Source organism: Alloyangia pacifica (assembly GCF_003111685.1).
In the GTDB taxonomy this organism is placed as follows: Bacteria; Pseudomonadota; Alphaproteobacteria; order Rhodobacterales; family Rhodobacteraceae; genus Salipiger; species Salipiger pacificus_A.
On sequence record NZ_CP022189.1, the window covers coordinates 1,162,314 to 1,187,457 of the forward strand.

19 protein-coding genes and 1 riboswitch are annotated in these 25,144 nt (G+C 66.1%); of the genes, 10 read left to right on the forward strand and 9 right to left on the reverse strand.

From position 1 onward, the window contains the following. Nucleotides 1–70: 70 nt before the first annotated feature. The 6 genes from CEW88_RS05615 to CEW88_RS05640 all read right to left on the reverse strand — a co-directional run bounded on the left by CEW88_RS05615 (nt 71) and on the right by CEW88_RS05640 (nt 8,414). Nucleotides 71–1,885 carry a M3 family oligoendopeptidase gene (locus CEW88_RS05615; RefSeq protein ID WP_108965072.1) on the reverse strand — a complete coding sequence of 605 codons (1,815 nt, stop codon included), beginning with the start codon at nt 1,883–1,885 and terminating at the stop codon, nt 71–73. A gap of 152 nt (nt 1,886–2,037) precedes the next feature. Further along, complete coding sequence (locus CEW88_RS05620) at nt 2,038–4,332, reverse strand: arginine/lysine/ornithine decarboxylase (RefSeq protein ID WP_108965073.1); 2,295 nt, start codon at nt 4,330–4,332, stop codon at nt 2,038–2,040. Nucleotides 4,333–4,511: 179 nt separating this feature from the next. Then, complete coding sequence (locus CEW88_RS05625) at nt 4,512–6,104, reverse strand: ATP-dependent DNA ligase (RefSeq protein WP_108965074.1); 1,593 nt, start codon at nt 6,102–6,104, stop codon at nt 4,512–4,514. Beyond that, a complete protein-coding gene (locus CEW88_RS05630) occupies nt 6,101–7,117 on the reverse strand; it encodes a ligase-associated DNA damage response exonuclease (protein WP_108965075.1) in 1,017 nt (338 codons plus the stop codon). Before CEW88_RS05630 ends, CEW88_RS05625 begins: the two co-directional genes overlap by 4 nt. A gap of 38 nt (nt 7,118–7,155) precedes the next feature. Next, nucleotides 7,156–8,124, reverse strand: coding sequence for an alpha/beta fold hydrolase (locus CEW88_RS05635; protein ID WP_108965076.1), 969 nt, complete (start codon nt 8,122–8,124; stop codon nt 7,156–7,158). After that, nucleotides 8,124–8,414: an SCP2 sterol-binding domain-containing protein gene (locus CEW88_RS05640; RefSeq protein WP_108965077.1), complete on the reverse strand. Its 291-nt coding sequence runs from the start codon at nt 8,412–8,414 to the stop codon at nt 8,124–8,126. Before CEW88_RS05640 ends, CEW88_RS05635 begins: the two co-directional genes overlap by 1 nt. Nucleotides 8,415–8,560: 146 nt before the next feature. Here CEW88_RS05640 and CEW88_RS05645 point away from each other — a divergent pair, with 146 nt between their 5' ends. The 5 genes from CEW88_RS05645 to CEW88_RS05665 all read left to right on the forward strand — a co-directional run bounded on the left by CEW88_RS05645 (nt 8,561) and on the right by CEW88_RS05665 (nt 13,718). Beyond that, nucleotides 8,561–9,043: a tetratricopeptide repeat protein gene (locus CEW88_RS05645; RefSeq protein ID WP_254694447.1), complete on the forward strand. Its 483-nt coding sequence runs from the start codon at nt 8,561–8,563 to the stop codon at nt 9,041–9,043. Nucleotides 9,044–9,120: 77 nt separating this feature from the next. Further along, nucleotides 9,121–12,108 carry a helicase-related protein gene (locus CEW88_RS05650; protein ID WP_108965079.1) on the forward strand — a complete coding sequence of 996 codons (2,988 nt, stop codon included), beginning with the start codon at nt 9,121–9,123 and terminating at the stop codon, nt 12,106–12,108. Nucleotides 12,109–12,120: 12 nt separating this feature from the next. Further along, a complete protein-coding gene (locus CEW88_RS05655) occupies nt 12,121–12,504 on the forward strand; it encodes an RNA-binding S4 domain-containing protein (protein ID WP_108965080.1) in 384 nt (127 codons plus the stop codon). Between the two features lie 49 nt (nt 12,505–12,553). Further along, nucleotides 12,554–12,892, forward strand: a complete 339-nt coding sequence (gene fdxA / locus CEW88_RS05660; RefSeq protein WP_092430094.1) for a ferredoxin FdxA — start codon at nt 12,554–12,556, stop codon at nt 12,890–12,892. Between the two features lie 316 nt (nt 12,893–13,208). Beyond that, entirely contained in the window at nt 13,209–13,718 is a 510-nt protein-coding gene (locus CEW88_RS05665) for a CarD family transcriptional regulator (RefSeq protein ID WP_066105780.1), read from the forward strand. Nucleotides 13,719–13,797: 79 nt separating this feature from the next. Here CEW88_RS05665 and CEW88_RS05670 read toward each other — a convergent pair whose 3' ends face one another. Continuing rightward, a complete protein-coding gene (locus CEW88_RS05670; RefSeq protein ID WP_108965081.1) occupies nt 13,798–15,111 on the reverse strand; it encodes an NAD(P)/FAD-dependent oxidoreductase in 1,314 nt (437 codons plus the stop codon). 253 nt (nt 15,112–15,364) lie between these two features. After that, nucleotides 15,365–17,233 carry a monovalent cation:proton antiporter-2 (CPA2) family protein gene (locus tag CEW88_RS05675; RefSeq protein ID WP_108965082.1) on the reverse strand — a complete coding sequence of 623 codons (1,869 nt, stop codon included), beginning with the start codon at nt 17,231–17,233 and terminating at the stop codon, nt 15,365–15,367. Nucleotides 17,234–17,392: 159 nt separating this feature from the next. Continuing rightward, nucleotides 17,393–17,469, forward strand: a riboswitch (SAM riboswitch). Nucleotides 17,470–17,545: 76 nt separating this feature from the next. Between CEW88_RS05675 and metZ the strand changes: the two genes are divergently transcribed. The 4 genes from metZ to CEW88_RS05695 all read left to right on the forward strand — a co-directional run bounded on the left by metZ (nt 17,546) and on the right by CEW88_RS05695 (nt 21,915). Then, entirely contained in the window at nt 17,546–18,730 is a 1,185-nt protein-coding gene (gene metZ, locus CEW88_RS05680; RefSeq protein WP_108965083.1) for an O-succinylhomoserine sulfhydrylase, read from the forward strand. Between the two features lie 162 nt (nt 18,731–18,892). Next, nucleotides 18,893–19,993 carry a GTP cyclohydrolase FolE2 gene (folE2, locus tag CEW88_RS05685; RefSeq protein WP_108965084.1) on the forward strand — a complete coding sequence of 367 codons (1,101 nt, stop codon included), beginning with the start codon at nt 18,893–18,895 and terminating at the stop codon, nt 19,991–19,993. A gap of 177 nt (nt 19,994–20,170) precedes the next feature. Continuing rightward, nucleotides 20,171–20,410 (forward strand): hypothetical protein, encoded by a 240-nt coding sequence (locus CEW88_RS05690; protein ID WP_108965085.1) that lies wholly within the window; start codon nt 20,171–20,173, stop codon nt 20,408–20,410. Between the two features lie 56 nt (nt 20,411–20,466). Then, the gene (locus CEW88_RS05695) at nt 20,467–21,915 is read left to right on the forward strand and encodes a TrkH family potassium uptake protein (protein WP_108965086.1); all 1,449 of its coding nucleotides are present in this window, start codon (nt 20,467–20,469) and stop codon (nt 21,913–21,915) included. A gap of 55 nt (nt 21,916–21,970) precedes the next feature. Here CEW88_RS05695 and CEW88_RS05700 read toward each other — a convergent pair whose 3' ends face one another. Beyond that, entirely contained in the window at nt 21,971–23,344 is a 1,374-nt protein-coding gene (locus CEW88_RS05700; RefSeq protein ID WP_108965087.1) for an FAD-binding oxidoreductase, read from the reverse strand. A gap of 73 nt (nt 23,345–23,417) precedes the next feature. On the opposite strand from CEW88_RS05700, the gene CEW88_RS05705 reads away from it, so the two are divergent. Then, nucleotides 23,418–25,094 (forward strand): chloride channel protein, encoded by a 1,677-nt coding sequence (locus CEW88_RS05705; protein ID WP_108965088.1) that lies wholly within the window; start codon nt 23,418–23,420, stop codon nt 25,092–25,094. Nucleotides 25,095–25,144 lie beyond the last annotated feature (50 nt).

Sequence of the window (25,144 nt, forward strand, 5' to 3'; positions counted from 1 at the left end):
GATATGTTGAAAATGCCGTTGGAACAGGGGGCGGGCCCCGCGAGGCCCGCCCCAGAGCACAGTCTTGGGATCAGTCTTCCATCGCCTCGAGCTCGTCGATGAAGCCCTCGATCATCGACAGACCCTTGTCCCAGAACTTCGGGTCGGTGGCATCGAGGCCGAAGGGCTCGAGCAGCGCCTTGTGGTGCTTCGAGCCGCCCGCCTTCAGCATGTCGAAGTACTTGTCCTGGAAGCCTTCGGGGTTCTGCTCGTATTCCGCGTAAAGCGCGTTCACCAGCCCGTCGCCGAAGGCGTAGGCATAGACATAGAAGGGCGAGTGCACGAAATGCGGGATGTAGGCCCAAAAGGTCTCGTAGCCCGGCATGAAGTCAAAGGCCTCGCCAAGGCTCTGCGCCTGCACCGACATCCACAGAACGTTGATGTCCTCTGGCGTCAGCTCGCCGCCGCGCCGCGCCTCGTGCAGCTTGCACTCGAAGTCGTAGAAGGCGATCTGCCGCACCACGGTGTTGATCATGTCCTCGACCTTGCCGGCGAGCATGACCTTGCGTTCCTTCTGATCCTTCGCCTTGGCGAGCATGGCGCGGAAGGTCAGCATCTCGCCGAACACCGAGGCGGTCTCGGCCAGCGTCAGCGGCGTCGAGGCGAGCATCTCGCCTTGGCCAGCCGCCAGCACCTGGTGCACGCCGTGGCCCAGCTCATGCGCCAGGGTCATTACGTCGCGTGGCTTGCCGAGGTAGTTGAGCAGCACGTAGGGGTGGGCGTCGGTGACCGTGGGATGGGCAAAGGCGCCGGGGGCCTTGCCGGGCTTGGCGGCGGCGTCGATCCAGCCCTTGTTGAAGAAGGGCTCGGCGATCTCGGCCATGCGCGGATCGAAGCCGGCATAGGCCTCCATCACGGTCTTCTCGGCCTCGTCCCAGCCGACAATGCGGTCGCTCTCCATCGGCAGCGGCGCGTTGCGGTCCCAGACCTGCATCCGGTCCAGCCCCAGCCACTTGCGCTTGAGCTCGTAGTAGCGGTGCGACAGGCGCGGGTAGGCATTGACCACGGCGTTGCGCAGCGCTTCCACCACCTCGGGCTCGACGTCGTTGGCGAGGTGCCGGGCGTGCTGTGCCGAGGGCATCTTGCGCCAGCGGTCCATCACTTCCTTTTCCTTGGCCTGGGTGTTGTGCACCCGGGCAAAGGTCTTGATGTTCTCGCCGAACACGCGCGCCAGTTCGTGGGCGGCGGCTTCGCGCTTGGACCGGTCCTGCTCGGTCAGCAGGTTGAGCGTGCTCTCGATGCTCATCTCCTCGCCGCCGACCTCGAAGGTCAGCCCGGCGATGGTCTCGTCAAACAGCCGCTCCCAGGCGTCGCCGACGACGCCCAGATCGTGCAGGAAATGCTCCATCTCGTCCGAAAGCTGGTGCGGCTTCATCGCGCGGATGCGGTCGAAGGCGGGCTTGTAGCGGCCAAGCTCGGGATCGGCGGCAAAGAGCCCATCCAGCACATCATCGTCGAGCCGGTTCAGCTCGAGCGTGAAGAACACCAGCGGCGTGGTGTAATTGGTGATCTTCTCCTGGCAGTCCGACAGGAACTTGGCGCGCTCGGCATCCACCGTCAGCTGGTAGTAGCGCAGCCCGGCGTAAGACATGATGCGCCCGCCCACGGCCTCGATCTTCTCGTGGCGGCGGATCATCTCGAGGAAACCGGCGGCGTCGAGCGTGCCCAGCTTGCCCTCGTAGTCGGCGGCGAAACGCGCGCAGGCATCCTCGAGCCAGTCGAGGTCGCGCTTGACCTCGGGCGCGTCGGGCGCCGGGTAGAGATCGCTCAGATCCCATTCCGGCAGGTCGCCCAGGTTCTTGCCGCCGGCGGCGGCATGTGCATCAAAAACGGGCCGAGGGGTCATCGCGTGTCTCCATGTTCTTTCTTCTTGGGGGACAGCTAAGAGCGCCGCCCCCGCAGGTTCAAGGGCGAAAGCCCTTTCTTCTGGGTCCAACTATCCCGGGGTCGGGCGCGCGGCGCCTTGGGGCGGCGCCCCTCGGCAACGTGCACCCTTGCTCACTCCGCCACGCAGTCGGCGAAATACTCCACCGAGCCGTCCGGCATCTCCTTCTGCACGAGCCCGTGGATGTCGGTCTCGAAGCCGGGGCACTGCCGCGCGAACTCGCGGTTGAAGCGCAGGTAGTCGACGATGCGCTTGTTGAACACCTCGCCGGGGATGAGCAGCGGGATGCCCGGCGGGTAGGGGGTGACCAGTGAGGTGGTGATCCGCCCTTCGAGCTCGTCGATCGGCACGCGCTGCGTGGTGCGGCGGGCGATGTGCGAAAAGGCCTCGCCGGGGTTCATCGCGGGGGTGAGGTCGCTGAGGTAGATCTCGGTCGACAGCCGCGCCACGTCGTACTTGGCGTATTGCGAGTGGACGTGCTGGCATAGGTCCTTCAGCCCCATGCGCTCGTACCGGCGGTGCTTCTGGCAAAACTCCGGCATCGAGCGCCACATCGGCTGGTTCTTGGCGTAATCGTCCTTGAACTGCTGCAGCGCGGTCAGCAGCGTGTTCCAGCGGCCCTTGGTGATGCCGATGGTGAACATGATGAAGAAGCTGTAGAGCCCGGTCTTTTCCACCACCACACCGTGCTCGGCGAGATACTTGGTCACGATCGACGCGGGGATGCCCCAGTCGTCGAAACGCCCGTCGAGGTCGAGGCCCGGGGTGATGATCGTGGCTTTGATCGGGTCGAGCATGTTGAAGCCCGGCGCCATGTCGCCAAAGCCGTGCCAGCTGTCGGTGCCGCTGCTCTCGACGCCCTCGGCGTCGGTCTTCTTCAGCACCCAGTCGCGGGTCCGGCCCATGCCGTCGCTGTTGTGGTCGAAATCCTCGGGGCCCCAGACCTGGAACCACCAGTCGTCGGCGCCGTATTCCTCGTCGACCTTGCGCATGGCGCGGCGGAATTCCAGCGCCTCGACGATGCTCTCCTCGACCAGCGCGGTGCCGCCCGGCGGCTCCATCATCGCCGCCGCCACGTCGCAGCTGGCGATGATGCTGTACTGCGGGCTGGTTGAGGTGTGCATCAGGTAGGCTTCGTTGAAGAGATGCCGGTCGAGCTTGGTCTCTTCGCTGTCCTGCACAAGCACGTGGCTCGCCTGCGAAATGCCCGCCAGCAGCTTGTGCACCGATTGGGTTGCATAGGTCAGCGACTTTCGGGTGCGCCCGCGTTTGCGGCCCATGGCGTGATAGGCGCCGTAGAACGGGTGGAAGGCGGCATGGGGCAGCCAGGCTTCGTCGAAGTGCAGGTTCTCGACGTAGCCGTCGAGCAGCCCCTTGATCTCTTCGGTATTGTAGAGAACCCCATCATAGGTCGACTGTGTCAGCGTCATGATGCGCGGCTGCACCGTGTCGGCATCCACGTCCTTGAGCAGCGGGTTGTTGCGGATCTTCGCCTTGATGCTCTCGATCTCGAACTCGCTGCGCTGGATCGGGCCGATGATGCCCCAATGGTTGCGCGTCGGCTTGAGGAACACCGGGATCGCCCCGGTCATGATGATCGAGTGCAGGATCGACTTGTGACAGTTGCGGTCCACCACGACCACGTCGCCGGGCGCCACGCTGTGGTGCCAGACCATCTTGTTCGACGTCGAGGTGCCGTTGGTCACGAAGAAGCAGTGATCGGCGTTGAAGATGCGCGCGGCATTGCGTTCGGATTCGCCGATGGCGCCGTTGTGGTCCAGCAGCTGGCCCAGTTCCTCGACCGCGTTGCACACGTCGGCGCGCAGCATGTTCTCGCCGTAGAACTGGTGGTACATCTGGCCGATGGGCGATTTCAGGAAGGCGACCCCGCCCGAATGCCCGGGGCAGTGCCACGAGTAGGACCCATCCTCGGCATAGTCGAGCAGCGCCTTGAAGAAGGGCGGCTGGATGCCCTCGAGGTAGCTCTTGGCCTCGCGGATGATGTGCTTAGCCACGAACTCCGGTGTATCCTCGAACATGTGGATGAAGCCGTGCAGCTCGCGCAGGATGTCGTTCGGCAGGTGCCGCGAGGTCTTGGTCTCGCCGTAGATGTAGATCGGCACATCGTCGTTCTTCCAGCGGACTTCCTCGATGAAGTTGCGCAGGTTGAGCACCGCCGGGTCGAGCTCGGGGCCGGGAGAGAATTCCTCGTCGTCGATCGACAGCACGAAGGCGCTGGCGCGCGATTGCTGCTGGGCGAATTGCGACAGGTCGCCGTAACTGGTGGCGCCCAGCACTTCGAACCCCTCGGCTTCGATCGCTTCCGCGAGCGCGCGGATGCCAAGGCCCGAGCTGTTCTCGGAGCGGAAGTCTTCGTCGATGATCACGATGGGGAAGCGGAACTTCATTCTTGTCTCCAACCGGGGGTCTTTCGTTGGGTGGGTGTTCGGTCGCCGAGGCCAATGGCCCCTGTTCCGGGCGGGTCGAGGGGGCTGCAAATCAGCCCTATAATGAATGGATGTTTCTTTCTTTTGAACCCGTCCCCGTCAAGGGGCTGCATGCGCAGCCGGGCGGCGGATCGCGGGCCTCAACCATAGGCGCCGAGCAGCGCCTTGAGCCCCTCCAGCGTGTCGATCTCATCCACCGGCTTGTCGCGTCGCCAACGCGCCATGCGCGGAAAGCGCAGCGCGATGCCGGACTTGTGACGCGCGCTCTCCTGTATGCCCTCGAAGGCGATCTCGAAAACCAGCTCGGGCGTTACTTGCCGCACCGGTCCGAAGCGCTGCTGGGTGTTGCGTTTGACCCAGCGGGTGATCTCGTCGAACTCGGCGTCGGTCAGGCCCGAGTAGGCCTTGGTGAAGGGCACGAGCCCATTGCCGTCGCGTACCGCGAAGGTGAAGTCGGTGAAGAGATTGGCCCGCCGCCCGTGGCCCTGCTGGGCGTAAATCATCACCGCATCGACGCTCAGCGGATCAAGCTTCCACTTCCACCAGTCACCGCGCCTGCGCCCGCCCTGATAGGCCGAGTCCCGGTGCTTCAGCATCAGCCCCTCAGAGCGATGCTCGCGCGCGCTTTCGCGGCGGGAGGCGAGGGCCGGCCAGTCCGCTTCTGTCAGCAGCGGTGAGGGCATCACGGCGGCATCCTCTGGCAGGCCCGAGAGCATCGCGTCGAGCCGTGCGCGGCGCTCGGACAGGGGCAGGGCGCGGATGTCGGTGCCCTCGTGTTCGAGCAGGTCGTAGGCGAGCATCCGCACCGGCGCCTCGGTCAGCAGTTTCTTCGGCACGGTCTTGCGCCCGATGCGCGGTTGCAGCTGGGCGAAGGGCAGCGGGGCGCCGTCCTTCCACGCGAGGATCTCGCCGTCGAGCACCGTGCCCGGCGGAAGGAAGTCCGGCGTGCGGGCGAATTCGGGGAAGCGGTCGGTGATCAGCTCTTCGCCGCGCGACCAGAGGTGGTGTACCCCGCTGCGCAGGATGAGCTGGCCGCGGATGCCATCCCACTTCCATTCGGCCAGCCAGTCGCCGGGATCACCCAGACTCGCGGCCTCGGCCTCGAGCGGCGAGGCAAGGCAGAACGGGTAGGGGCGGCTTTCGTCCTCGGTCGCGTCTTCCTCGGCGGTGAGCTGCTCCCAGCTGCTGTCCTCGGGTTGCCAGTTCCCCATCAGGCGCAGCGCCATGGCGGGCTCGTCGACGCCGGTCGCCTCGGCCAGCGCGCGGGTCATCAGCTTGCGGCTGATGCCGATGCGGAAGCCGCCGGTGATCAGTTTATTGAAAAGGAAACGCTCGGTCGCATCCAGACGATCCCAGGCGTCGAGCACCGCCGCCTTGCGCGCCTCGGTCTCCATCCCGGCCAGCCCTTTGACGACGCCGATCCAATCGTTCAGATCGCGGTCTTCGGACGCCGCGGCGGGGGGCAGGATCAGCGCGATGGTCTCTGCGAGGTCGCCGACGATCGGATAGCTCTCCTCGAACAGCCAGAGCGGAATCTCGGCCCGTTCCGCCGCCCATTCTCGCAGCAGCGTCGCGGTCACCGCCCGCTTCGGACGGCGCCCCGAAAAGAGCGCCACCGCCCAGAGACGATCAGCCTCGGGCGCCTCGCGGAAAAACTCGGTCAGAGCGGCAACTTTCTCTGAAGTTCTCGTTGTTTGGTCGAGCCTTGTGAAGAGGTGCGCGAAGTCCTTCATGCGGCGTCTCCACTTTCCGTCGCGGCGTCCTCGTCTCCGCCGAACTCTGTGGGCACCGGCGTAGCGTCGTAGCCTTCGCTGCGTAGGTATTGCGCGAAGATATCCACGTAACCATGTGTTGGATATATCTTTTCAGCGCCGGTTTCCTTGATCGCCCGCAGCAGCGCGGGCCAGTCGGCATGATCCGAGATCACGAAGCCGCGCTGTACCCCGCGCCGCCGCCGCACGCCGCGCAGCCGCATCCACCCCGAGGCGAAACCGGTCTGCGCCGGGCCGAATTTGCGGGCCCAGGAGGTGCCGAACGCCGAGGGTGGTGCGATGACCATCGGCGCGGGATGCGCCTTGCGGTCGAAATCCGGGGTAACGGGGATCGTCTCGCGATCAAACGCCCCGGCGGCGCGCAGCACGGCGTTGCTGCCCTCGACCGCACCGTGGGTGTGGATCTCACCGATCCCGGGGTCGAGCATGGAGATCAGCCGCTGGGCCTTGCCGAGACTGTAGGCACCCAGAAGCGAGGCGCGCCCGGCGTCGCGGTTGGCGCGCCACCAAGCGTTGATCTCGGCGGCGATCTCGGCTTGCGCCTGCCAGCGGAAGACCGGAAGGCCAAAGGTGCATTCGGTGATGAACGCATGACACCGCACCGGCTCGAAGGGCTCGCTCAGCCCGTCCGCTTCCAGCTTGTAATCGCCCGAGACCACCCAAACCTCGCCACCGACCTCGACCCGCACCTGCGCCGAGCCCGGCACGTGGCCCGCGGGATGGAAGCTGATCGTGGCGCTGCCGATGCGCAGCGGCTCGCCAAAGGACAGATTCTGCACCTCGACCCCGAGCCGGTGGCGGATCATCGCGGCGGTGAGCGGGGTGGCGAGGTAGCTGCCATGGCCGGGGCGGGCGTGGTCGGAATGGGCATGGGTGATCAGCGCCCGCGGCACGGGGCGCCACGGGTCGATGTAGATGTCCGCCGCAGGGCAGTAGATGCCGCGCTCGGTGAAGCTGAGAACAGGGTCCGCCATGGAGCGGAAGGATAGGGCGCGGGGTGGCCGCGGCCAGTTCAGGCGCTGGCCTGCGCCCGGGCGGCCTCGGCGCTCTGCCGGAAGTGCGCCGCCAGTTGCGCTACGATGCGCGCGCGGGTTGCCGCATTCTCCATGAGCACCTCGTGCTCGCCGCCGCGGATCACCTCGAGCCGCCCGCCGGGCCAGTCGGCCATCCGGGCGCGGACACGGGCGGGATCGACCACGCGCTCGTTGCTGCCGAGATAGGCAAGGCAAGGTACCCCGGGCGCCGGCAGGCGTGAGAGCGACCGGCATTCCGCCAGTGCCTCGTGCAGCCAGCGCAGCGACGGGCCGCCAAGCGCCAGATCGGGCACCTCGGTGACCTGCCGCCGCATGTAATCCCAGCTGTCGCGGTCGGTGGTGAGCAGGTTGCCTTCGAAGGCGGTGCGCGCGAGGTAGCTGCCCGGCCCGGTCGAGGGCGCGTAGACATGCCCCATGCCCATGCGCGCGCCGGACCAGCTCAGCGCCCAGGCGGCCGTGCGCACGGGGCCGAACATGCGGATGCCCCACATCGGCGCGGTGAAGCCGGCACCAGCGACCGGCAGGCCCCGGCTCAGGGCGCGCAGGCCGATGGCGCCGCCCATGGAATGGGCCAGCAGGTGCAGCGGGCGGGGCAGGCCGAGCATATCCACCGCATCGAGAAGAGCGGCCACGTCCTTCTGGTAGTCGGCGAACAGGTGCACATGGCCGGTCTGCACGTCCTCGAGCATCCGATCCGCCAGCCCCTGCCCGCGCCAGTCGATGGTCAGCACGTGAAACCCTTCCGCCGCGAAGTCACGGGCCACGCGGCCGTATTTCTCGACGTATTCGGTGCGCCCGGGGAAGAGCAGCACGGTGCCGCCTGCCGCCTCGGGGCCGGGATAATGGGCGATGCGCAGGCGCAGCCCGTCCTCGGCGCGAAGCCAGAAGGCGCGGGCCCCCTCGGGGCCATTCGCGAGCGCGGCATGGAAGGGGGCCGGCTCGAGCATCAGCTCAGCACCCCCGCGAGACGCATCGCCGCGCCCATGTCGCCATCGACCTTGAGCTTGCCGGTCATGAAGGCGGTGGTGGGGTTCTTCTCGCCGTCGATGATGGCGCGGAAGGTCTCGGTGTCGGCGGTCAGCGTCACGTCCGCGGCGTCATCGCCGACCCGCGCGCCGTTCTCGTCGACGACAAGGCTGCCCTTGCCCTCGATGACGAACTTGGCGACGCCGGCGAATCCCCGTCCGTCCAGCTTGCTGTTCAGCGCGGCCACCGCCGCCTTGACCGTTTCGCTCATGTTGCGGGCACTCCTTGCGAATTCCTGTGCTGGCAAAGCGCCAGCTCTGCGCTACACTTCCCTCTATGAGCATCCTGATCCGCGAATTCAAATCTAGAACGGCTCTGGCACTGGCCCTGATCACGTTTTGCCTACCCGGTGCGGCCGTGGCGGACCGGGCGGAGGAACTGCTGACCGAGCTCGCGACGGCCTCGAGCCCCGAGATCGCCGACCGTGCCGAGCGCGATCTCTTCAACGAGTGGTCGAAATCCGGCTCGCCGGCGATGGACCTGCTGCTCAAGCGTGGCCGCGATGCGCTGGAGGTGAGCGACTTCGAGACCGCCATCGAGCATCTCACCGCGCTCACCGACCATGCGCCGGACTTCGCCGAGGGCTGGAGCACGCTGGCGCTGGCCTATTACGCCACCGACTCGCTCGGCCCGGCGATGGATGCGCTGGAGCATACGCTGGCGCTCAACCCCAACCATTTCGGTGCGTTGCAGGGGGTGGGGGCGATCCACGAGGAACTCGGCGATCTTGACCTTGCCTATCGCGCCTATTCCCGGGTAGTTGAACTTCGGCCCTTCGATAGCGATGTTACCGAGGCCATCGAACGGCTCGAAACGCGGGTGAACGGCGTTTCTCTCTGAGGTACCGGAACTGGTCTCCGGCGGGGTGATCCGCCACAGACCAGACGACGGAAGAGGAAAGACAAGGCCCCCCTCCCATGGCCCAACGCGCTCGGATCGCGGCCGTTCTCGGCCCGACCAACACAGGCAAAACCCATTACGCCATCGAACGGATGCTGGCGCACAGGACCGGCATGATCGGCCTGCCGCTGCGGCTTCTGGCGCGCGAGGTCTACGACAAGGTCGTGGCCGCCCGCGGCCCCTCGGTGGCGGCGCTGGTGACCGGCGAAGAGCGGATCGTGCCGCCGCGCGCGCAATACTGGATCTGCACCGTCGAGGCGATGCCCGAAGGCATGGGCTGCGACTTCGTGGCCATCGACGAGATCCAGCTCTGCGCCGACCCCGAGCGCGGCCATGTCTTCACCGACCGGCTGCTGCGCATGCGCGGCCTTCACGAGACGCTGTTCCTCGGCGCGGACACCATGCGCGGGCCGATCTCGCAGCTGGTCAAGGGCGTGGAGTTCATGCGCCGCGACCGGATGAGCCAGCTGATGTACTCGGGCTCGAAAAAGATCAGCCGCATGCAGCCGCGCAGCGCCATCGTCGGCTTCTCGGTGGACAACGTCTATGCCATCGCCGAGCTCTTGCGACGCACCAAGGGCGGGGCGGCGGTGGTGATGGGCGCGCTCAGCCCGCGCACCCGCAACGCGCAGGTCGATCTCTACCAGAACGGCGATGTCGATTACCTCGTGGCCACCGATGCCATCGGCATGGGGCTCAACCTCGATGTCGATCACGTGGCGTTTTCCGCGCTGTGGAAGTTCGACGGGCGGCGGATGCGCGAGCTTCAGCCGAACGAGCTGGCGCAGATCGCCGGCCGCGCGGGGCGGGGCATGCGCGACGGCACCTTCGGCACCACCGGCGAAGCCGGGCAGATCCCGGAGGACTGGGTCGAGGCGATCACCAGCCACAGCTTCACGCCGCTCAGGAAGCTCAACTGGCGGAATCCCCAGCTGAATTTCGGTTCGCCCGAGGCGCTGATCGCCTCTCTCGAGAAGGCGCCGGACGACCCCAGCCTGGTCAAGGCGCGCGAAGCCGACGACCTGATGTCGCTCAAATCGCTCAACTCGCAGGCGGAGGTCCGCGCGCGCGCGTCCGATCCCGCTTCGGTCAAGTTGCTCTGGGACGTCTGCCGTATTCCCGATTTCCGCGGGATCAGCCATAATGAACACGCGGCGCTTTTGCAGGTGATTTACCAGCACCTGCACGAGCGCGGAGAAATCCCGCGAGACTTCATGGCGCGGCAGGTGAAACGCATAGATCGAACCGATGGGGACATTGATGCGTTGTCGAAACGTCTGGCATTTATCCGCACTTGGACTTACGTGGCGCAACGCAAAGGTTGGGTCGATGACGAAAGCCATTGGCGCGAGGCAACCCGCGCGGTAGAAGATGCCCTGTCCGACGCGCTCCACGCGCGTCTTACGCAAAGATTTGTTGACCGGCGCACGTCAGTGCTGATGCGGCGGTTGAAGCAGAAGGAGGCCCTCTTGGCCGAGGTGAACGAGAACGGAGAAGTGACCGTCGAAGGCGAATTCGTCGGTCGGCTCGAAGGGTTCCGCTTCCGGCAGGATGCCGGCGCGACGGGACAGGAAGCGAAGACGCTGAAGACGGCGTCGCTGCAGGCGCTCGCGCCGCATTTCCACCTGCGGGCGGATCGCTTCTATAACGCGCCCGATACCGAGATCGACTTCACCGAGCAGGGTGGCCTCATGTGGGGCGACCAGGCCGTGGGCAAGCTGGTCAAGGGTGACGACGCTCTTAAGCCGCGCGTCGCGGTCTTCGTCGATGACGAGGCCGGTGCGGATGTGGCGCAGAAGGTCGAACGCCGCCTGCAGCATTTCATTGATCGCAAGATCGCCGCGCTCTTCGAGCCGCTGGTGAACATGCAGAACGACGAGGCGCTGACCGGGCTCGCCCGCGGCTTCGCCTTCCGTCTGGTCGAATCGATGGGCGTCATCCCGCGCGGCCAGGTGGCCGACGAGGTGAAGCAGCTCGATCAGGACGCCCGCGGCGCGCTGCGCAAGCACGGCGTGCGCTTCGGTCAGTATACGATCTTCATGCCGCTGCTGCTCAAGCCCGCACCGACGCGCCTGCGTCTGGTGCTGTGGTCGCTGGCCAACGATCTCGACAGCTTCCCCGAGGCGCCGCCGCCGGGTCTGGTGACCGTGCCCAACATGCGCGAAGTGCCGATGGCGCATTACACCCTGTCGGGCTACCGCCCCGCCGGTGAGCGCGCGATCCGCATCGACATGCTCGAGCGTCTCGCCGACATGCTGCGGAGCGAGGACAGCCGCGGTGGCTTCGAGGCCAAGGCCGACATGCTGTCGATCACCGGCATGACGCTCGAACAGTTCTCGGACCTGATGCAGGGCCTCGGATACCGCGCCGAAAAGGGCGAGCGCACCAAGGTGCGCGCGGCCGACAAGGTGGTGACCGAGACATCCGATCCTTCGGGCGTCCCGGGCGAGGATACGCCGGTCTTCGACGCCGCGCAGGAAGAAGAGGCGACCCCCGCCGCGATGGCCGATCCGGCCGAAGCGCCCGAGGCCGCCGATCTTGTTGCCGGTAGCGAGTCGATCGACGACGAGGGCGTGGCACCGATCGCCGAGACGCCGGCGGCGGTGGACGTCGACGACCACATTCCCGAGGCCTCGGAAACCGAGCTGCTGCCGGGCGATGCCCCGGACGCGGCGCTGGCCGGTCCCGAGACCGAGGTGTTCTACACCTTCACATGGGGTGGCAACCGCGGCGCACGCGGCGGCCGTCAGGGTGGCCGCGACGATGCCCGTGAGGGCACTCGCGAGGGTGGTCACGGAGGCCGCGAAGGCGGTCGCCAGGCGCGCGGCAAGGGCGGCCCCAAGGCCGGCGGCAAGCCCCGCGGCAAGGGCGGCCCCAAAGGTGGACCGAAGGGCGCTCCGAAAGGGCCCAAGACCTTCGAGTCGCGCCCCGAGAAGAAGGACCGGATCGATCCGGACAACCCCTTCGCGGCGGCGCTCATGGGCTTCAACAAGGGCAAGTCCTGAGGCGCACCGCGCGTGGCTGATCCGGCTCTGAAGCTCCGTATCGACAAATGGCTCTGGCAGGCCCGCTTCTTCAAGACGCGGGGCCTGTCGGCCAAGGCGGTCTCCGCTGGGGTCCGGGTCAACGGGCTCAACGTGTCGAAGCCGGCCTTCAACGTGGGGCCGGGGGACGTTCTGACCTTCAGCCAGGCGCGTCAGGTGCGCGTGATCAAGGTCGTGGCGCTCGGCGAGCGCCGCGGCCCGGCGCCCGAGGCGCAGCAGCTCTACGAGGATCTTGATCCTCCGCAGCCCAGATCCGAGGATGACGTTCCGCCGGTCCAGCGCCTCGAAGGCAATTCTCGTCCCACCAAGCGCGACCGCAGGAAACTCGATCTTGATCGCGGCCGGGCGCTTGAATGATCGCGTTTGCTGGTCTAGCTAAGCGCCTATCAGCCTTTGAGAGACAGCAATGACCTACGTCGTCACCGAAAATTGTATCGCCTGCAAATACACCGATTGCGTGGAAGTCTGCCCGGTGGACTGTTTCTACGAGGGCGAGAACACGCTGGTGATCCATCCCGACGAATGCATCGACTGCGGCGTCTGCGAGCCGGAGTGCCCGGCTGACGCGATCCGCCCGGACACTGAACCGGACATGGAGAAATGGGTCGAGTTCAACCGCAAGTACGCGGAACTCTGGCCGGTGATCATCACCAAGAAAGACCCGCTGCCGGAAGCCGAAGAGCGCGACGGCGAAGCGGACAAGATGACCAAGTACTTCTCGGAAGCACCCGGCGAGGGCGACTGAGAGGGGCCAAATTCCGCTCGGCGCGGGGCGCGATTCGTGCCTGCCGCGCCGAGAGCCGCTCACAGGGGCGTGTTCGCGCCCGTAACGCATTGTGATAAAACAACTTCTTTCCAGGGCGGGCGCTCCTAGGAAAGACGTTCATTTTGTGCTATGTTCTGCGCCACTCATGTTGAAACCATGCACACTTGACCGGGCCGATCTGCACCCCGGGGGTTAAGCTTTTCGCGTAAAACCAGACGAACGGAATGCACCTCCTAGCATCCCGTCCGTCTTCGTGTCGCGTGTGCGCAAGTTTCGCTGCTAAGGACGCTGTTGGATGACCAAGACCAAGAAGAACGAATTCCGCCCGAATGACTACGTGGTCTACCCGGCCCATGGCGTGGGTCAGATCATGTCGATCGAGGAGCAGGAAATCGCCGGCCTCAAGCTGGAGCTTTTCGTGATCTCCTTTGAGAAGGACAAGATGACGCTGCGGGTCCCGACCCACAAGGCGACCGAGATCGGCATGCGCTCGCTGTCCTCGCCGGATGTCGTGAGCCAGGCGATGAAGACGCTCAAGGGCAAGGCCAAGGTCAAGCGCGCCATGTGGTCCCGCCGTGCGCAGGAATACGAACAGAAGATCAACTCGGGTGACCTGATCGCGATTGCCGAAGTGGTGCGCGACCTGCACCGTGCCGATGACCAGCGCGAGCAGAGCTACTCCGAGCGTCAGCTTTACGAAGCCGCGCTCGAGCGCCTGACCCGCGAAGTGGCCGCCGTCTCGGGCGGCGACGAAGTGGCTGCAGCCCGCCAGGTGGACGAGGTTCTCGGCCTGCGTGCCGCCTGAGCGCGCCTCCTTCCCGACGAATAGGAAAGGGCTGTCCCCGCGGGGACAGCCCTTTTTCATTGGCGCTGTCCGGGCTTGCTCAGTGCAGCTTCAGCTTGGGGCGAATGCGGCTCGAGGCGCCGCCGAGCAGGGAGCCCATGGTGGCGCGCCAGGGGCCCAGCACCGACTTGCGGTGCAGGAAATGCAGCGAACGGTAGGCGCGCCGCGCCAGCCAGCCCTCGATGGTGATCGTGCCGATCGCCTTGCCCATCAGAGAGCCCACTGCGCCCTCGTTGCTGATCGCCACCAGCGAGCCGTGGTCGGCGTAGGAGAAGTCCCTGAGCGGCTTGCCGGCGACCTGCGCGACGATCTGGCGCTCCATGAACTCGGCCTGCTGGGTGGCAACCTGGGCACGTGGCGGCAGCGAGGTCTCCTTTGCGGGCCAGGCGCAATCGGCGCAATCGCCGAGCGCGTAAATGCTCTCGTCAGCGAAGGTCTGCAGGGTGGGGCGCACCTTGAGACGGCCGAGGCTGCCGGTCTCGAATCCGTCGAGTTGTCCGATCACCTCGGGCGCGCGCACCCCCGCTGCCCAGACGGTCAGGTTGGAGCTGAGCGTGGTGCCGTCGGCGAGCGCCACCGAGCCGGGCTCGATCCGGGCCACCCGGGCGCCGGTCATCACGTCGATGTGCAACTCGCGCAGGTGGCGGGCGACCTTGGCCGAGATGGTCTCGGGCAGGGCGCTCAGCACGCGCGGTGCCGCCTCGATCAGGCGGATGGTCACCGCGTCGGGGCGGCGCACCTTGTGGATGCCGTTGCGGGCAAACTGCCCGGCGGCCTCGCGCAGTTCGGCGGCCAGCTCGACGCCGGTTGCCCCCGCGCCGATGATGGTCAGCTCGAGCTTCTCGGCTGTGCCGAGCGCGCCGGTCTGGAAGCGCAGGAAGAGGTTCAGCAGCTCGGCCTGCAGGCGCTTGGCCTGCGCCGGTGTGTCAAGCATCATGCAGTTCTCAGCGACGCCCGGCGTGCGGAAGTCGTTTGAGCGGCTGCCGATGGCGAGCACGAGGATGTCATAGGGCAGGGCGCGCTTGGGGGCGAGTGGGCGGTTGCTGGGGTCGTTCACCGCCTGCAGCTCCACAAGCCGCTTCTCGCGGTCGATGCCGGTGAACCGGCCGAGGCGGAAGTTGTACTCGTTTCGGTGGGAATGCTCGAGCAGGCTGATCTCCTCGTCGAACCCCTTGGTCCCTGCGGCGAACTCGTGCAGCGACGGCTTCCACATGTGCGAGAGGTTCTCGTCGACGAGGGTGATCTCGGCCTTGCCGGCCTGGCCGAGGCGTCGGCTGAGGCGGGTGGCGAGGTTCAGGCCGGCGGTGCCGGCACCGACGATGACGATCTGGGGGGGCTTGGAGGATTGGGGCATGTCGAGGCTATTCGCATCTGAGATACCGAAGGGCGGGACGTGGCCGGCGCCGCGTGCGCGGGTCTTGGTCCACCTCCGGCGCGGCCCGAATAGCCCAATGCTGCAGTTGCAGCATCCGCGAAATGCCTGCAGGCAATGACAATCCCGCGAGCACCGTGTCGCACGCGGCGATGTGCCTCAAATTTCAGCTAATCACCTGTGAGGGAAGGGGAATTTCCGATATCTGTATGCCGTGGAATACCTTTTGGCCAGGTCAGGCCGCGTCGTGCCGCTCGGCCTCGAGCGCGCTGAACAGCGCCGTTTCGAGATCCTTCTCGAGCTCGCGCGCGCGCCGCACGTAGGCCGGGTTCTGCGATGGCGGTGTGCCTGGCTCCCAGAGCGTGGCCAGCTCGCGCATGGTCTCGCGGTCGTGGTGATAGAAGGTTTCCTCGGCGATGGCGGCCTCGTATTCGGTCAGCCCCACCTGCTCGAGCACGTAGCGCCCGGCGCGCAGCGAGCTGTCGAACATCTCGCGCACGATCTTGTCCGCCCCAGCCTGGTAGAGCTCGTAGACATGGGTGCGGTCGCGGGCGCGGGCGATGATGAAGATCTCGGGCCGGATGCGCTTGGCGAAGCGTACGAGCTTGGTGGTGGCCTTGGGATCGTCGAGCGCGGCCACCAGAACCTTGGCCTTGGAGATGCCCGCCGCGTGCAGCAGCTCGGGGCGGGTGGGGTCGCCGAAGAAACCCTTGACACCGAATTGCCGCATCAGCTCGATGGTCTGCATGTCGTGATCGATCACGACCGTCTTGTAGCCCGAACTTTGCACCAGCCGGTTGACGATCTGCCCGAAGCGCCCGATCCCGGCGAGGATGATCGGCCCCTCGCGGTCGATCCTGTCATCCGGGCGGCTGTCTGACTTGTCCTCGAGCTTGGCCGAGAGCTTGTCATAGAGGATAAAGAGCGCCGGGGTGATTAGCATCGACAGCGCCACCACCATCAGCAGGCGCTGGCCGAAGGCCTCGGTCATCACGCTCTGTTGCAGCGCAAAGGAGATCAGCACGAAACCGAACTCGCCTGCCTGCGCCAGCGACAGGGTGAAGAGCATGCGGTCGCGCCCGCGCAGGTGGAAGAGCCCGCCCAGCACGTAGAGGATTGCACCCTTGACGAGGATCAGCCCCAACGTGATGCCCAGCAGCACGAAGGGTTCGCGCAGGAAGTCGGCGAAGCTCAGCCCCGCGCCCACGGTGATGAAGAAGAGCCCCAGAAGCAGCCCCTTGAAGGGCTCGATATCGCTTTCCAGCTGGTGACGGAATTCCGAGTTCGCCAGCACCACGCCGGCAAGGAAGGTGCCGAGCGCCGGCGAGAGGCCGACCTGCCCCATGAGGAAGGCGATGCCGACCACGATCAGCAGTGCCACGGCGGTGAACATCTCGGGCAGGTGCGACGCATTGATGTGCCGGAAGAGCGGCCGCGCGCCATAGATGCCCGCGAGGATGATCAGCGCCACCGCGCCGAGGGTCACAAGCGCCACGGCCCAGCCGGGCAGGCCGGCGACCAACGACATGCCATGCGCGCCATGATCGCCCTCGGGCAGCTGGATCGCGCCGTCGGCGCCGAGCGAGGCCGCCACGGGCGCGCCAAGCAGCGGCAACAGGATCAGCATCGGGATCACCGCGATGTCCTGTGTCAGCAGCACGGAAAAGGCAGAGCGCCCGCCGGCGGTCTGCATCAGCCCTTTTTCCGAGAGCGTCTGCAGCACGATGGCGGTGGACGACAGGGCAAAGACCATGCCCGCTGCGAGGGCGGTGGTCCAGGCCGTGCCAAGCCCCATGACCACCGCCGTGATCGCCGCCATGGTCAGCAGGATCTGCAGCCCGCCGAGCCCGATCAGCCGGTGCCGCATGTCCCAGAGCGCGCGCGGCTCGAGCTCGAGCCCTATGATGAAAAGCATCATGACCACGCCGAACTCGGCGAAATGGCGCAGGTCGTCGGTGTGCGAGACGAGGTGCAGGCCCGGTCCGATGATGATCCCCGCCAGCAGGTAGCCCAGCACCGAGCCGAGCCCCAGGCGCGTTGCGATCGGCACGGCGATCACCGCTGCCGCGAGATAGATGGAGGCCTGAAAAAGCGCGCTTTCCATGTCTGTCCGTGCCTGCTTCGTGACTGCCCTGACATCCGCATGATGCGGGGCGAGCACGGGGAATGACAAGCACCCCTGCGCGGCGACGCGCGGGCCGTGACATTCAATCGCAGCGCGGCCTGCCTTCGCCGCGCTTGACCGAAAGACATCGGCGGCGTATTTCGGCGCCGTGGCGATTTGTTGACGGATTGCGGGCCACGTAAAACATGCCGCTAAAAGGTCGGACGAGAGAGCCCCTTTCGCTTGACCGCGAGTGGGGCTTTTTCATTTCCGGCGCAAAAGGATCGTCCGGGCACAGAAAGGTGGAAGATCATGGCAGAATTCAAGAAGGCATCGCGGACCGAGCTGGTCCATGGCGGCACCAAGCGCAGCCAGTGGGGAGAGTTGAGCGAGGCCATCTTCCTCACCCAGGGCTTTGCCTATGACAGCGCCGAGCAGGCCGAGGCGCGCTTCATCAAGACCGAGCCGGACGAATTTATCTACGCCCGCTACGGCAACCCCACCGTCGCCATGTTCGAAGAGCGCATCGCGCTCTTGGAAGGCGCCGAGGATGCCTTTGCCACTGCCTCGGGCATGGCTGCCGTATCTGGCGCGCTGACGGCGATGTTGAAGGCCGGCGACCGCGTCGTCGCGGCGCGCGCGCTCTTCGGCTCGTGCCTTTACGTGCTCGAAACGATCCTGACCCGCTTCGGCGTCGAGGTGGCCTTTGTCGACGGGGCCGATCTGGAACAATGGCAAGAGGCGCTGAAGCCGGGCGCCGATCTGGTCTTCTTCGAGAGCATGTCCAACCCGACGCTGGAACTGGTCGATATCGAGGCCGTGGCCAAGCTGGCCCATGCGGCCGGCGCCAAGGTGGTTGTCGACAACGTCTTCTCGACCCCGGTCTACAGCCGCGCCATCGAGCAGGGCGCCGATGTGGTGGTCTATTCCGCCACCAAGCACATCGACGGCCAGGGCCGGGCGCTTGGCGGGGTGATCCTCGGCTCGCGCGAGATCATCCGTGGCGTGATCGAGCCCTACATGAAGCACACCGGCGGCTCGATGAGCCCCTTCACCGCCTGGATCATGCTCAAGGGTCTCGAGACGATCGACCTGCGGGTGCGTGCCCAGACGGCCTCTGCCGAGGCGATCGCCAAAGCGGTCATCACCCACCCCAAGGTGGCCCGTGTGAGCTACCCTGGGCTGGAGAGCCACCCGCAGAACGCCCTGGCGCTGCGTCAGCTTGGCGCAGGGGGCACGATGGTCGCCTTTGAGATTGAAGGCGGAAAAGAGGCAGCCTTCCGCTTCTGCAACGCGCTCAAGGTGATCCTGATTTCGAACAACTTGGGGGACGCGAAATCCATCGCCACGCACCCCGCAACGACGACCCACCAGCGCCTGTCCCCCGAGCAGCGTCAAGGACTTGGGATCGCGGACGGGCTGATCCGGCTCTCGGTCGGCATCGAGGATACCGGCGATCTTGTTGCAGATATTCAACAAGCTCTGGATGTTGCGTAAGAATTGTGCGGCCGAGGAAATTAACATTTGCTCGGCCACATTTTTGCCCGCAATAGATGATCCATAAGAATAGGTGCGCCCGTATAAGGGTCGTAAATAGTGGAAATTTCGGTAAAACATCCTAAGTACGTTGGAACGAACCCCCGCCTCGGAGGGCAGGACATGAATGTGTATTCGCCGGTAGTAGACCGCAACCCAAGCCGTGACGACGCAGAAGCCGCACTGGCCCTTCTCCGTCAGTGGACCCAAGTAGCCGACGACAGTGAAATTACCGATCTCGACCCCGCGCTTCTGAAACTCCTCGGCGCCGCGCAGGACTATCCGATCTTCTCGCGCCAGTACCCCGAGGGGTTCTCGGTCGACGACGCATACAAAACGTCCTTGCCTGACCTGCAAAACGGTCCGGCCTCGCTCATTCGTGGCGAAAATGTGCGCATTCAGCACGTCGGCATTTCGAATTTCCGCCTGCCCATCAGTTACCGGCTGAAGAATGGCTCGTCGCTCATGCTCGAGACCTCGGTCACTGGCACGGTCAGCCTCGAGGCCGACAAGAAGGGCATCAACATGTCGCGCATCATGCGCAGCTTCTACATCCACGCCGAAAAGAGCTTCAGCTTCGGCGTGATCGAGGCGGCGCTGAGTGACTACATGTCGGATCTCGAGAGCTTCGACGCGCGCATCCAGATGCGCTTCTCCTTCCCGATGACGGTGACGAGCCTGCGCTCGGGCCTGTCGGGCTACCAATACTACGACCTGGCATTGGAACTGGTGGAGCAGAACGGCGTGCGCCAGCGCATCGCCCATCTCGATTACGTCTACAGCTCGACCTGCCCCTGCTCGCTGGAGCTTTCGGAGCATGCTCGCCAGTTCCGTGGCCAGCTGGCCACGCCGCACTCGCAGCGCTCGGTGGCGCGCGTGTCGGTGGTGCTCGAGGACGACAGCGACGATTGCCTGTGGTTCGAGGACCTCGTGGGCCTGTGCCGCGGCGCGGTGCCGACCGAGACCCAGGTCATGGTCAAGCGCGAAGACGAGCAGGCCTTTGCCGAGCTCAACGCCGCCAACCCGATCTTCGTCGAGGATGCGGCGCGGCTCTTCGCCGAGGCGATGGCCGGGGATGCCCGGATCGGCGATTTCCGCGTTATGTGCAGTCACCAGGAGAGCCTGCACTCGCATGACGCGGTGGCGCTGCTGACTCAGGGGCCGACCTTTGCCCAGACCAGCCTCGATCCGACGCTCTTCCCGAGCCTGATCCACCGGGGGTGATCTTTCCCGCGGCGCTTGCCGCGCTGCCACATGTTTCGGCACTCACGTAATGCCGCCGGTCACTCCGGCGGCATTTTTCTGCGTTGCGGCAATTATCCCGTGACCGGTCATGAATTTCCAAGGCGAAAGGGCGCAAGCTCTTGGCGGGAGGGCAGGCAACCCACCGGAGGTCTCGGCATGGCGACGAGCAGCGGCGCAGACAATGTCACCATCGGACTGGGACGCGGTTCGCTGCGTGCCAAGATCGATGCCTATTTTGCGGGCCTCGGACAGGGCATCAACGCCTATGGGCTGCGCCGGGCAAGGATGCATGAGATCCTCGTGCTGGAAAGCCAGAGCGATGAGCGCCTTGCCGAGATGGGGCTGACGCGCGAGCGAATCCTGCCGCACGTCTTTCGCGACCTTTTCGGCGACTGACCGGCTGCCGTAGCGCGGCGCTTGACAGGCACGCATGGCCGAGCGAAGGCTCGCGCATGTTCGATGTCCGCCCCGTTGCCTACGTTCTCGGCCTGCTCGTCACGACGCTCGGCGGCTGCATGCTGGTTCCGTTCCTCGTCGATGTTGTCGAGGGGCGCGAACATTGGCCCGTCTTTCTCGAAAGTGCGCTGATCACCATGCTTTGCGGCGGGCTGGTGAGCCTTGCCTGCGCCAATGCCGGGCGGCAGGGGTTGACCCTGCAGCAGACCTTCCTGCTGACCGTCGGGGCCTGGGTGGTGCTGCCGCTTTTCGGGGGCATCCCCTTCATGCTGGGGGCGACCGAGGCGCGCATCGTCGATGCCTTTTTCGAGGCCATGTCGGGCATCACCACCACTGGATCGACGGTCTTCACCGGGCTCGACGCGCTGCCCAAGGGAATCCTGCTGTGGCGCGGGATCCTGCAATGGCTGGGAGGCATCGGGATCATCGTTGTCGCCATGGTCTTCCTGCCCGAGCTGCGGGTGGGCGGCATGCAGATCTTCCGGTCCGAGGCCTTTGAGACCATGGGCAAGATCCTGCCCCGCGCCACCGAAATCGCCTCGTCCATCTCCACGATCTACGTTGGAATGACGCTGGCCTGTGCCGCCGCCTACATGTTCTGCGGGATGGATGCCTTTGACGCCACGGTGCACGCGCTGACCACGCTCTCGACCGGGGGCTTCGCCAACTACGATTCCTCTTTCGGCGGTTTCCAGGGGCCGGCGGAATATGTCGCTGCCTTCTTCATGCTCGCCGCCGCGCTGCCCTTTGTGCGCTACGTGCAGATGCTGAACGGTCACCACACGGCGCTGTGGCGCGACAGCCAGGTGCGCGCCTTCTTCGGAACCATCCTCGCGCTGGTGGCGGTGATGAGCGTCACGCTTCTCGCGCTCTTCCCGCACCACCCAGAGCAGGCGATCCGCGAGTCGCTGTTCAACATCAGCTCGATCATCTCGGGCACGGGCTATGCCTCGGTGGACTACATGGGCTGGGGGCCGTTTCTGATCACGCTGTTCTTCTTCATCGGCCTCATCGGCGGCTGTGCCGGCTCGACCGCCTGCTCGGTGAAGATCTTCCGCTATCAGCTGCTCTTTGCCTCGATCCGGGTGCAGCTCAAGCGCATCAGGGCGCCGCATGGCGTCTTCACCCCACGCTTCGACGGCCGCCCGGTGGCCGATGACGTGCTGAGCTCGGTGATGGCCTATTTCGTCTTCTTCGTGGTCTCGCTCGGGGTGCTGTCGGTGGCGCTCGGCTTCACCGGGCTCGACTTCGTGACCTCGGTCTCGGGCGCGGCGACGGCGCTGGCCAATGTCGGGCCGGGGCTGGGCGAGATCATCGGTCCGGCGGGCAACTTCGCGACGCTCAACGACACCGCGAAATGGCTGCTGTCCTTCGCCATGCTGGTCGGTCGGCTCGAGATCATGGCGGTCTTCGTGCTGTTCACCGTGCGGTTCTGGCGCGGCTGAACGCTCCCATCTGCAGCGAAAAGGCCGGGTCCATGGGGAGCCGGCCTTTCGCATTTCAGTTCTGAGGCACCAGCTTTCCGGGGTTCATGATGTTCTGCGGATCGAGCGCGCGCTTGATCTCGCCCATCACGTGCCAGCCGTCCCCGTGCTCCTCTTGCATGTAGGCCAGCTTGCCGTGCCCCACACCGTGCTCGCCGGTGCAGGTGCCGCCCATGCGCAGGGCACGCTCTGCCATGCGGTGCGACAGGCGCTTGGCCTCGGTGAGCTCCTCGGGCGTGTCTGGGTCGACCAGAAGGATGGCGTGGAAGTTGCCGTCGCCGACGTGGCCGAGGATCGGGCCGGGGATGCCGCTTTGCGCGATGTCGGCCTGCGTCTCCTCCACCGCCTCGGCGAGGCGCGAGATCGGCACGCAGATGTCGGTCACCACGGCCCGCGCGCCCTTGCGCGAGGCGAGGATGGCGTAATAGCCGTTGTGGCGCAGCGCCCAGAGCGCGCGCCGCTCCTCTTCGCGGGCGGACCACTCGAAGGGGCTGCCGCCGTTGTCGGCGACGATCTCGGCGAAGCGCTCGGCGTCCTGCTTGACGCTCTCGGGCGAGCCGTTGAACTCCACAAGCAGGTGCGGGTTCTCGGCCATGGCCATGCCCGAATAGCTGGAAAAGGCGCGTGCGGTGGCGGCGTCGACAAATTCTATCCGCGCCATGGGGATGCCCATCTGGATCGTCTCCATCACCGCGGTGACCGCGCTGCCCATGTCGGGGAAGGCGCAGATGCCCGCCGAGACCGCCTCGGGGATGCCGTGCAGCCGCAGCGTCAGCTCGGTGACGAGGCCGAGCGTGCCCTCGGACCCGACGAAGAGCGCGGTGAGGTCATAGCCCGCCGCCGACTTGCGGGCGCGGGTGCCGGTCTCGAGGGTGCGCCCGTCGGCGAGCACCGCCTTCAGACCCAGAACGTTGTCGCGCATGGAGCCGTAGCGCACCGTGGTGGTGCCCGAGGCGCGGGTCATCGCCATGCCGCCGAGCGTCGCATTGGCACCGGGATCGACCGGGAAGAAGAGGCCCGTGGCGCGCAGCTCCTCGTTCAGCGCCTCGCGGGTGACGCCGGGCTGGATGGTCACGTCCATGTCGGCGGGGCGAATTTCCAGCACCTTGTTCATGCGGGTGAAATCGACAACCACGCCGCCCTTCACCGCTTGGCCGTGGCCCTCGAGCGAGCTGCCGGCACCCCAGCCGATCACCGGGCAGGCGTGCTCGGCGCAGATCTGCACGATGCGCTGCACCTCCTCGGCGGTCTCGGGGTAGGCGACACCATCGGGCGGGGTGAGGGGGAAATAGGACTCGGAACGGCCATGCTGCTCCAGTTCGGACTTGGAGCGGGTGAATCGTTCGCCTAGGAAGGCATCAAGAGCCTTCAGGGCTTCGGCGACGGGCATAGAGAAACCTCCGTGGAAAATCGGGGCGACCTTAGCCGCCGCGCGCGCCCTGCGAAAGCCATGGGACCGAGGAATGCCGCAGCAGATTGCCGATCAGTGGCGCGAGACACGCGCGCTTTGCAGCCGGGGCTGGGACACGCTGCGCCACAAGGGGCCGGGGCAGGTCACCTTCTGGGTGATCGCGCTGCTGGTGGGGGTCGCCGCGGGCTTTGCCGCGCTGCTCTTCCGGCTGGCCATCCACCGGCTGCAGGCCTTCGTCTACGGCACCGAGGACGTGAACCTGCTGGCCAGCTTCGCCGAGACGCTGCCTTGGGTCTACGTGCTGCTGATCCCGGTGGCGGGCGGCGCGGTGGTCGGGCTCATCTTGCAGAAGTTCACCCCCGACGGGCGGGTGCGCAGCGTGTCGGACGTGATCGAGGGCGCGGCGCTGAACGACGGGCGGGTCGAGAAGAAGGCGGGCATCGCCTCGGCGCTCTGCTCGTGGATCACGCTCTCGACCGGCGGATCGACCGGCCGAGAGGGTCCGGTGGTGCATATCGCCGCGATGATCGCCTCGTCGGTATCGAACCTCTTGCGCGTCGACGGCATCACCGGGCGCGACCTGCTGGGATGTGCCGTGGCGGCGGCGGTCTCGGCGAGCTTCAACGCGCCTATCGCAGGGGCGCTCTTCGGGCTCGAGGTGATCCTGCGCCACTTCGCCCTGCACGCCTTTGCCCCGATCGTCGTCGCCAGCGCCGCGGGCACGGTGATCAACCGGCTCTACTTCGGCGACGTGACCGAGTTCGTCCTGCCCGGCACGACCACGGTGGAGTTCTACCTCGAACTGCCGGCGTTTTTCCTCATGGGGCTGGTCTGCGGGCTGGTGGCGGTGCTGATGATCAAGGCGCTGTTCTGGTCAGACGAGCTTGGCACGGCGATCCAAAAGCGTCTCGGCCTGCCGCATTGGCTGCGTCCGGCGGTCGCGGGCCTGCTGCTCGGGGCCATCGCCATCGCCTTCCCGCATATCATCGGCGTCGGCTATGAAACTACGTCGCGTGCGCTGTCGGGGCAGCTGACGCTGAGCCAGGCCTTCGTCTTCGCGGCGGTGAAGGTGGCGGCGGTGTCGATCACCATGGCCGGGCGCATGGGCGGCGGGGTGTTTTCACCTTCATTGATGGTGGGCGCGCTGACCGGGCTCACCTTTGGCCACATCGCCACCGGGCTCTTTCCCGAGCAGAGCTCGGTCTTCACGCTCTACGCGCTGGCGGGCATGGGCGCGGTGGCGGCGGCGGTGCTCGGCGCGCCGATCTCGACCACGCTCATCGTCTTCGAACTCACCGGCGACTGGCAGACCGGGCTCGCGGTGATGGTCTCGGTCTCGATGTCCACAGCGGTGGCCTCTCGGCTCGTCGACCGCAGCTTCTTCCTGTCGCAGCTGGCGCGGCGCAACGTCCAGCTAGCTGCCGGGCCGCAAGCCTACCTCTTGGCGATGTTCCGGGTGCAGGGGGTCATGCGCAAGCCCACAGACGAGGGGGCCGCGGACGAGGAAGCCTGCCTGCGGATGATCGAGCAGGGGCTCTACGTGACCGCGCAGGCGACGCTGGAGGCAGCGCTGCCGCTCTTTGACAAGTCGGGCGTGGCCTACCTGCCGGTGGTGACCCGCAGCGGACCCGACGAGGCGCCGGTGCTGCAGGGCGCGCTGTTCCACGTCGATGCGCTCAAGGCCTACAACCGTGCCCTGGCGGCGACGGCGGAGGAAGAGCACAGCTGAGAAGGCGACCCGGAGCAATGCGCTTCGGGCTGCCTGTCCGGGGAGCCGCT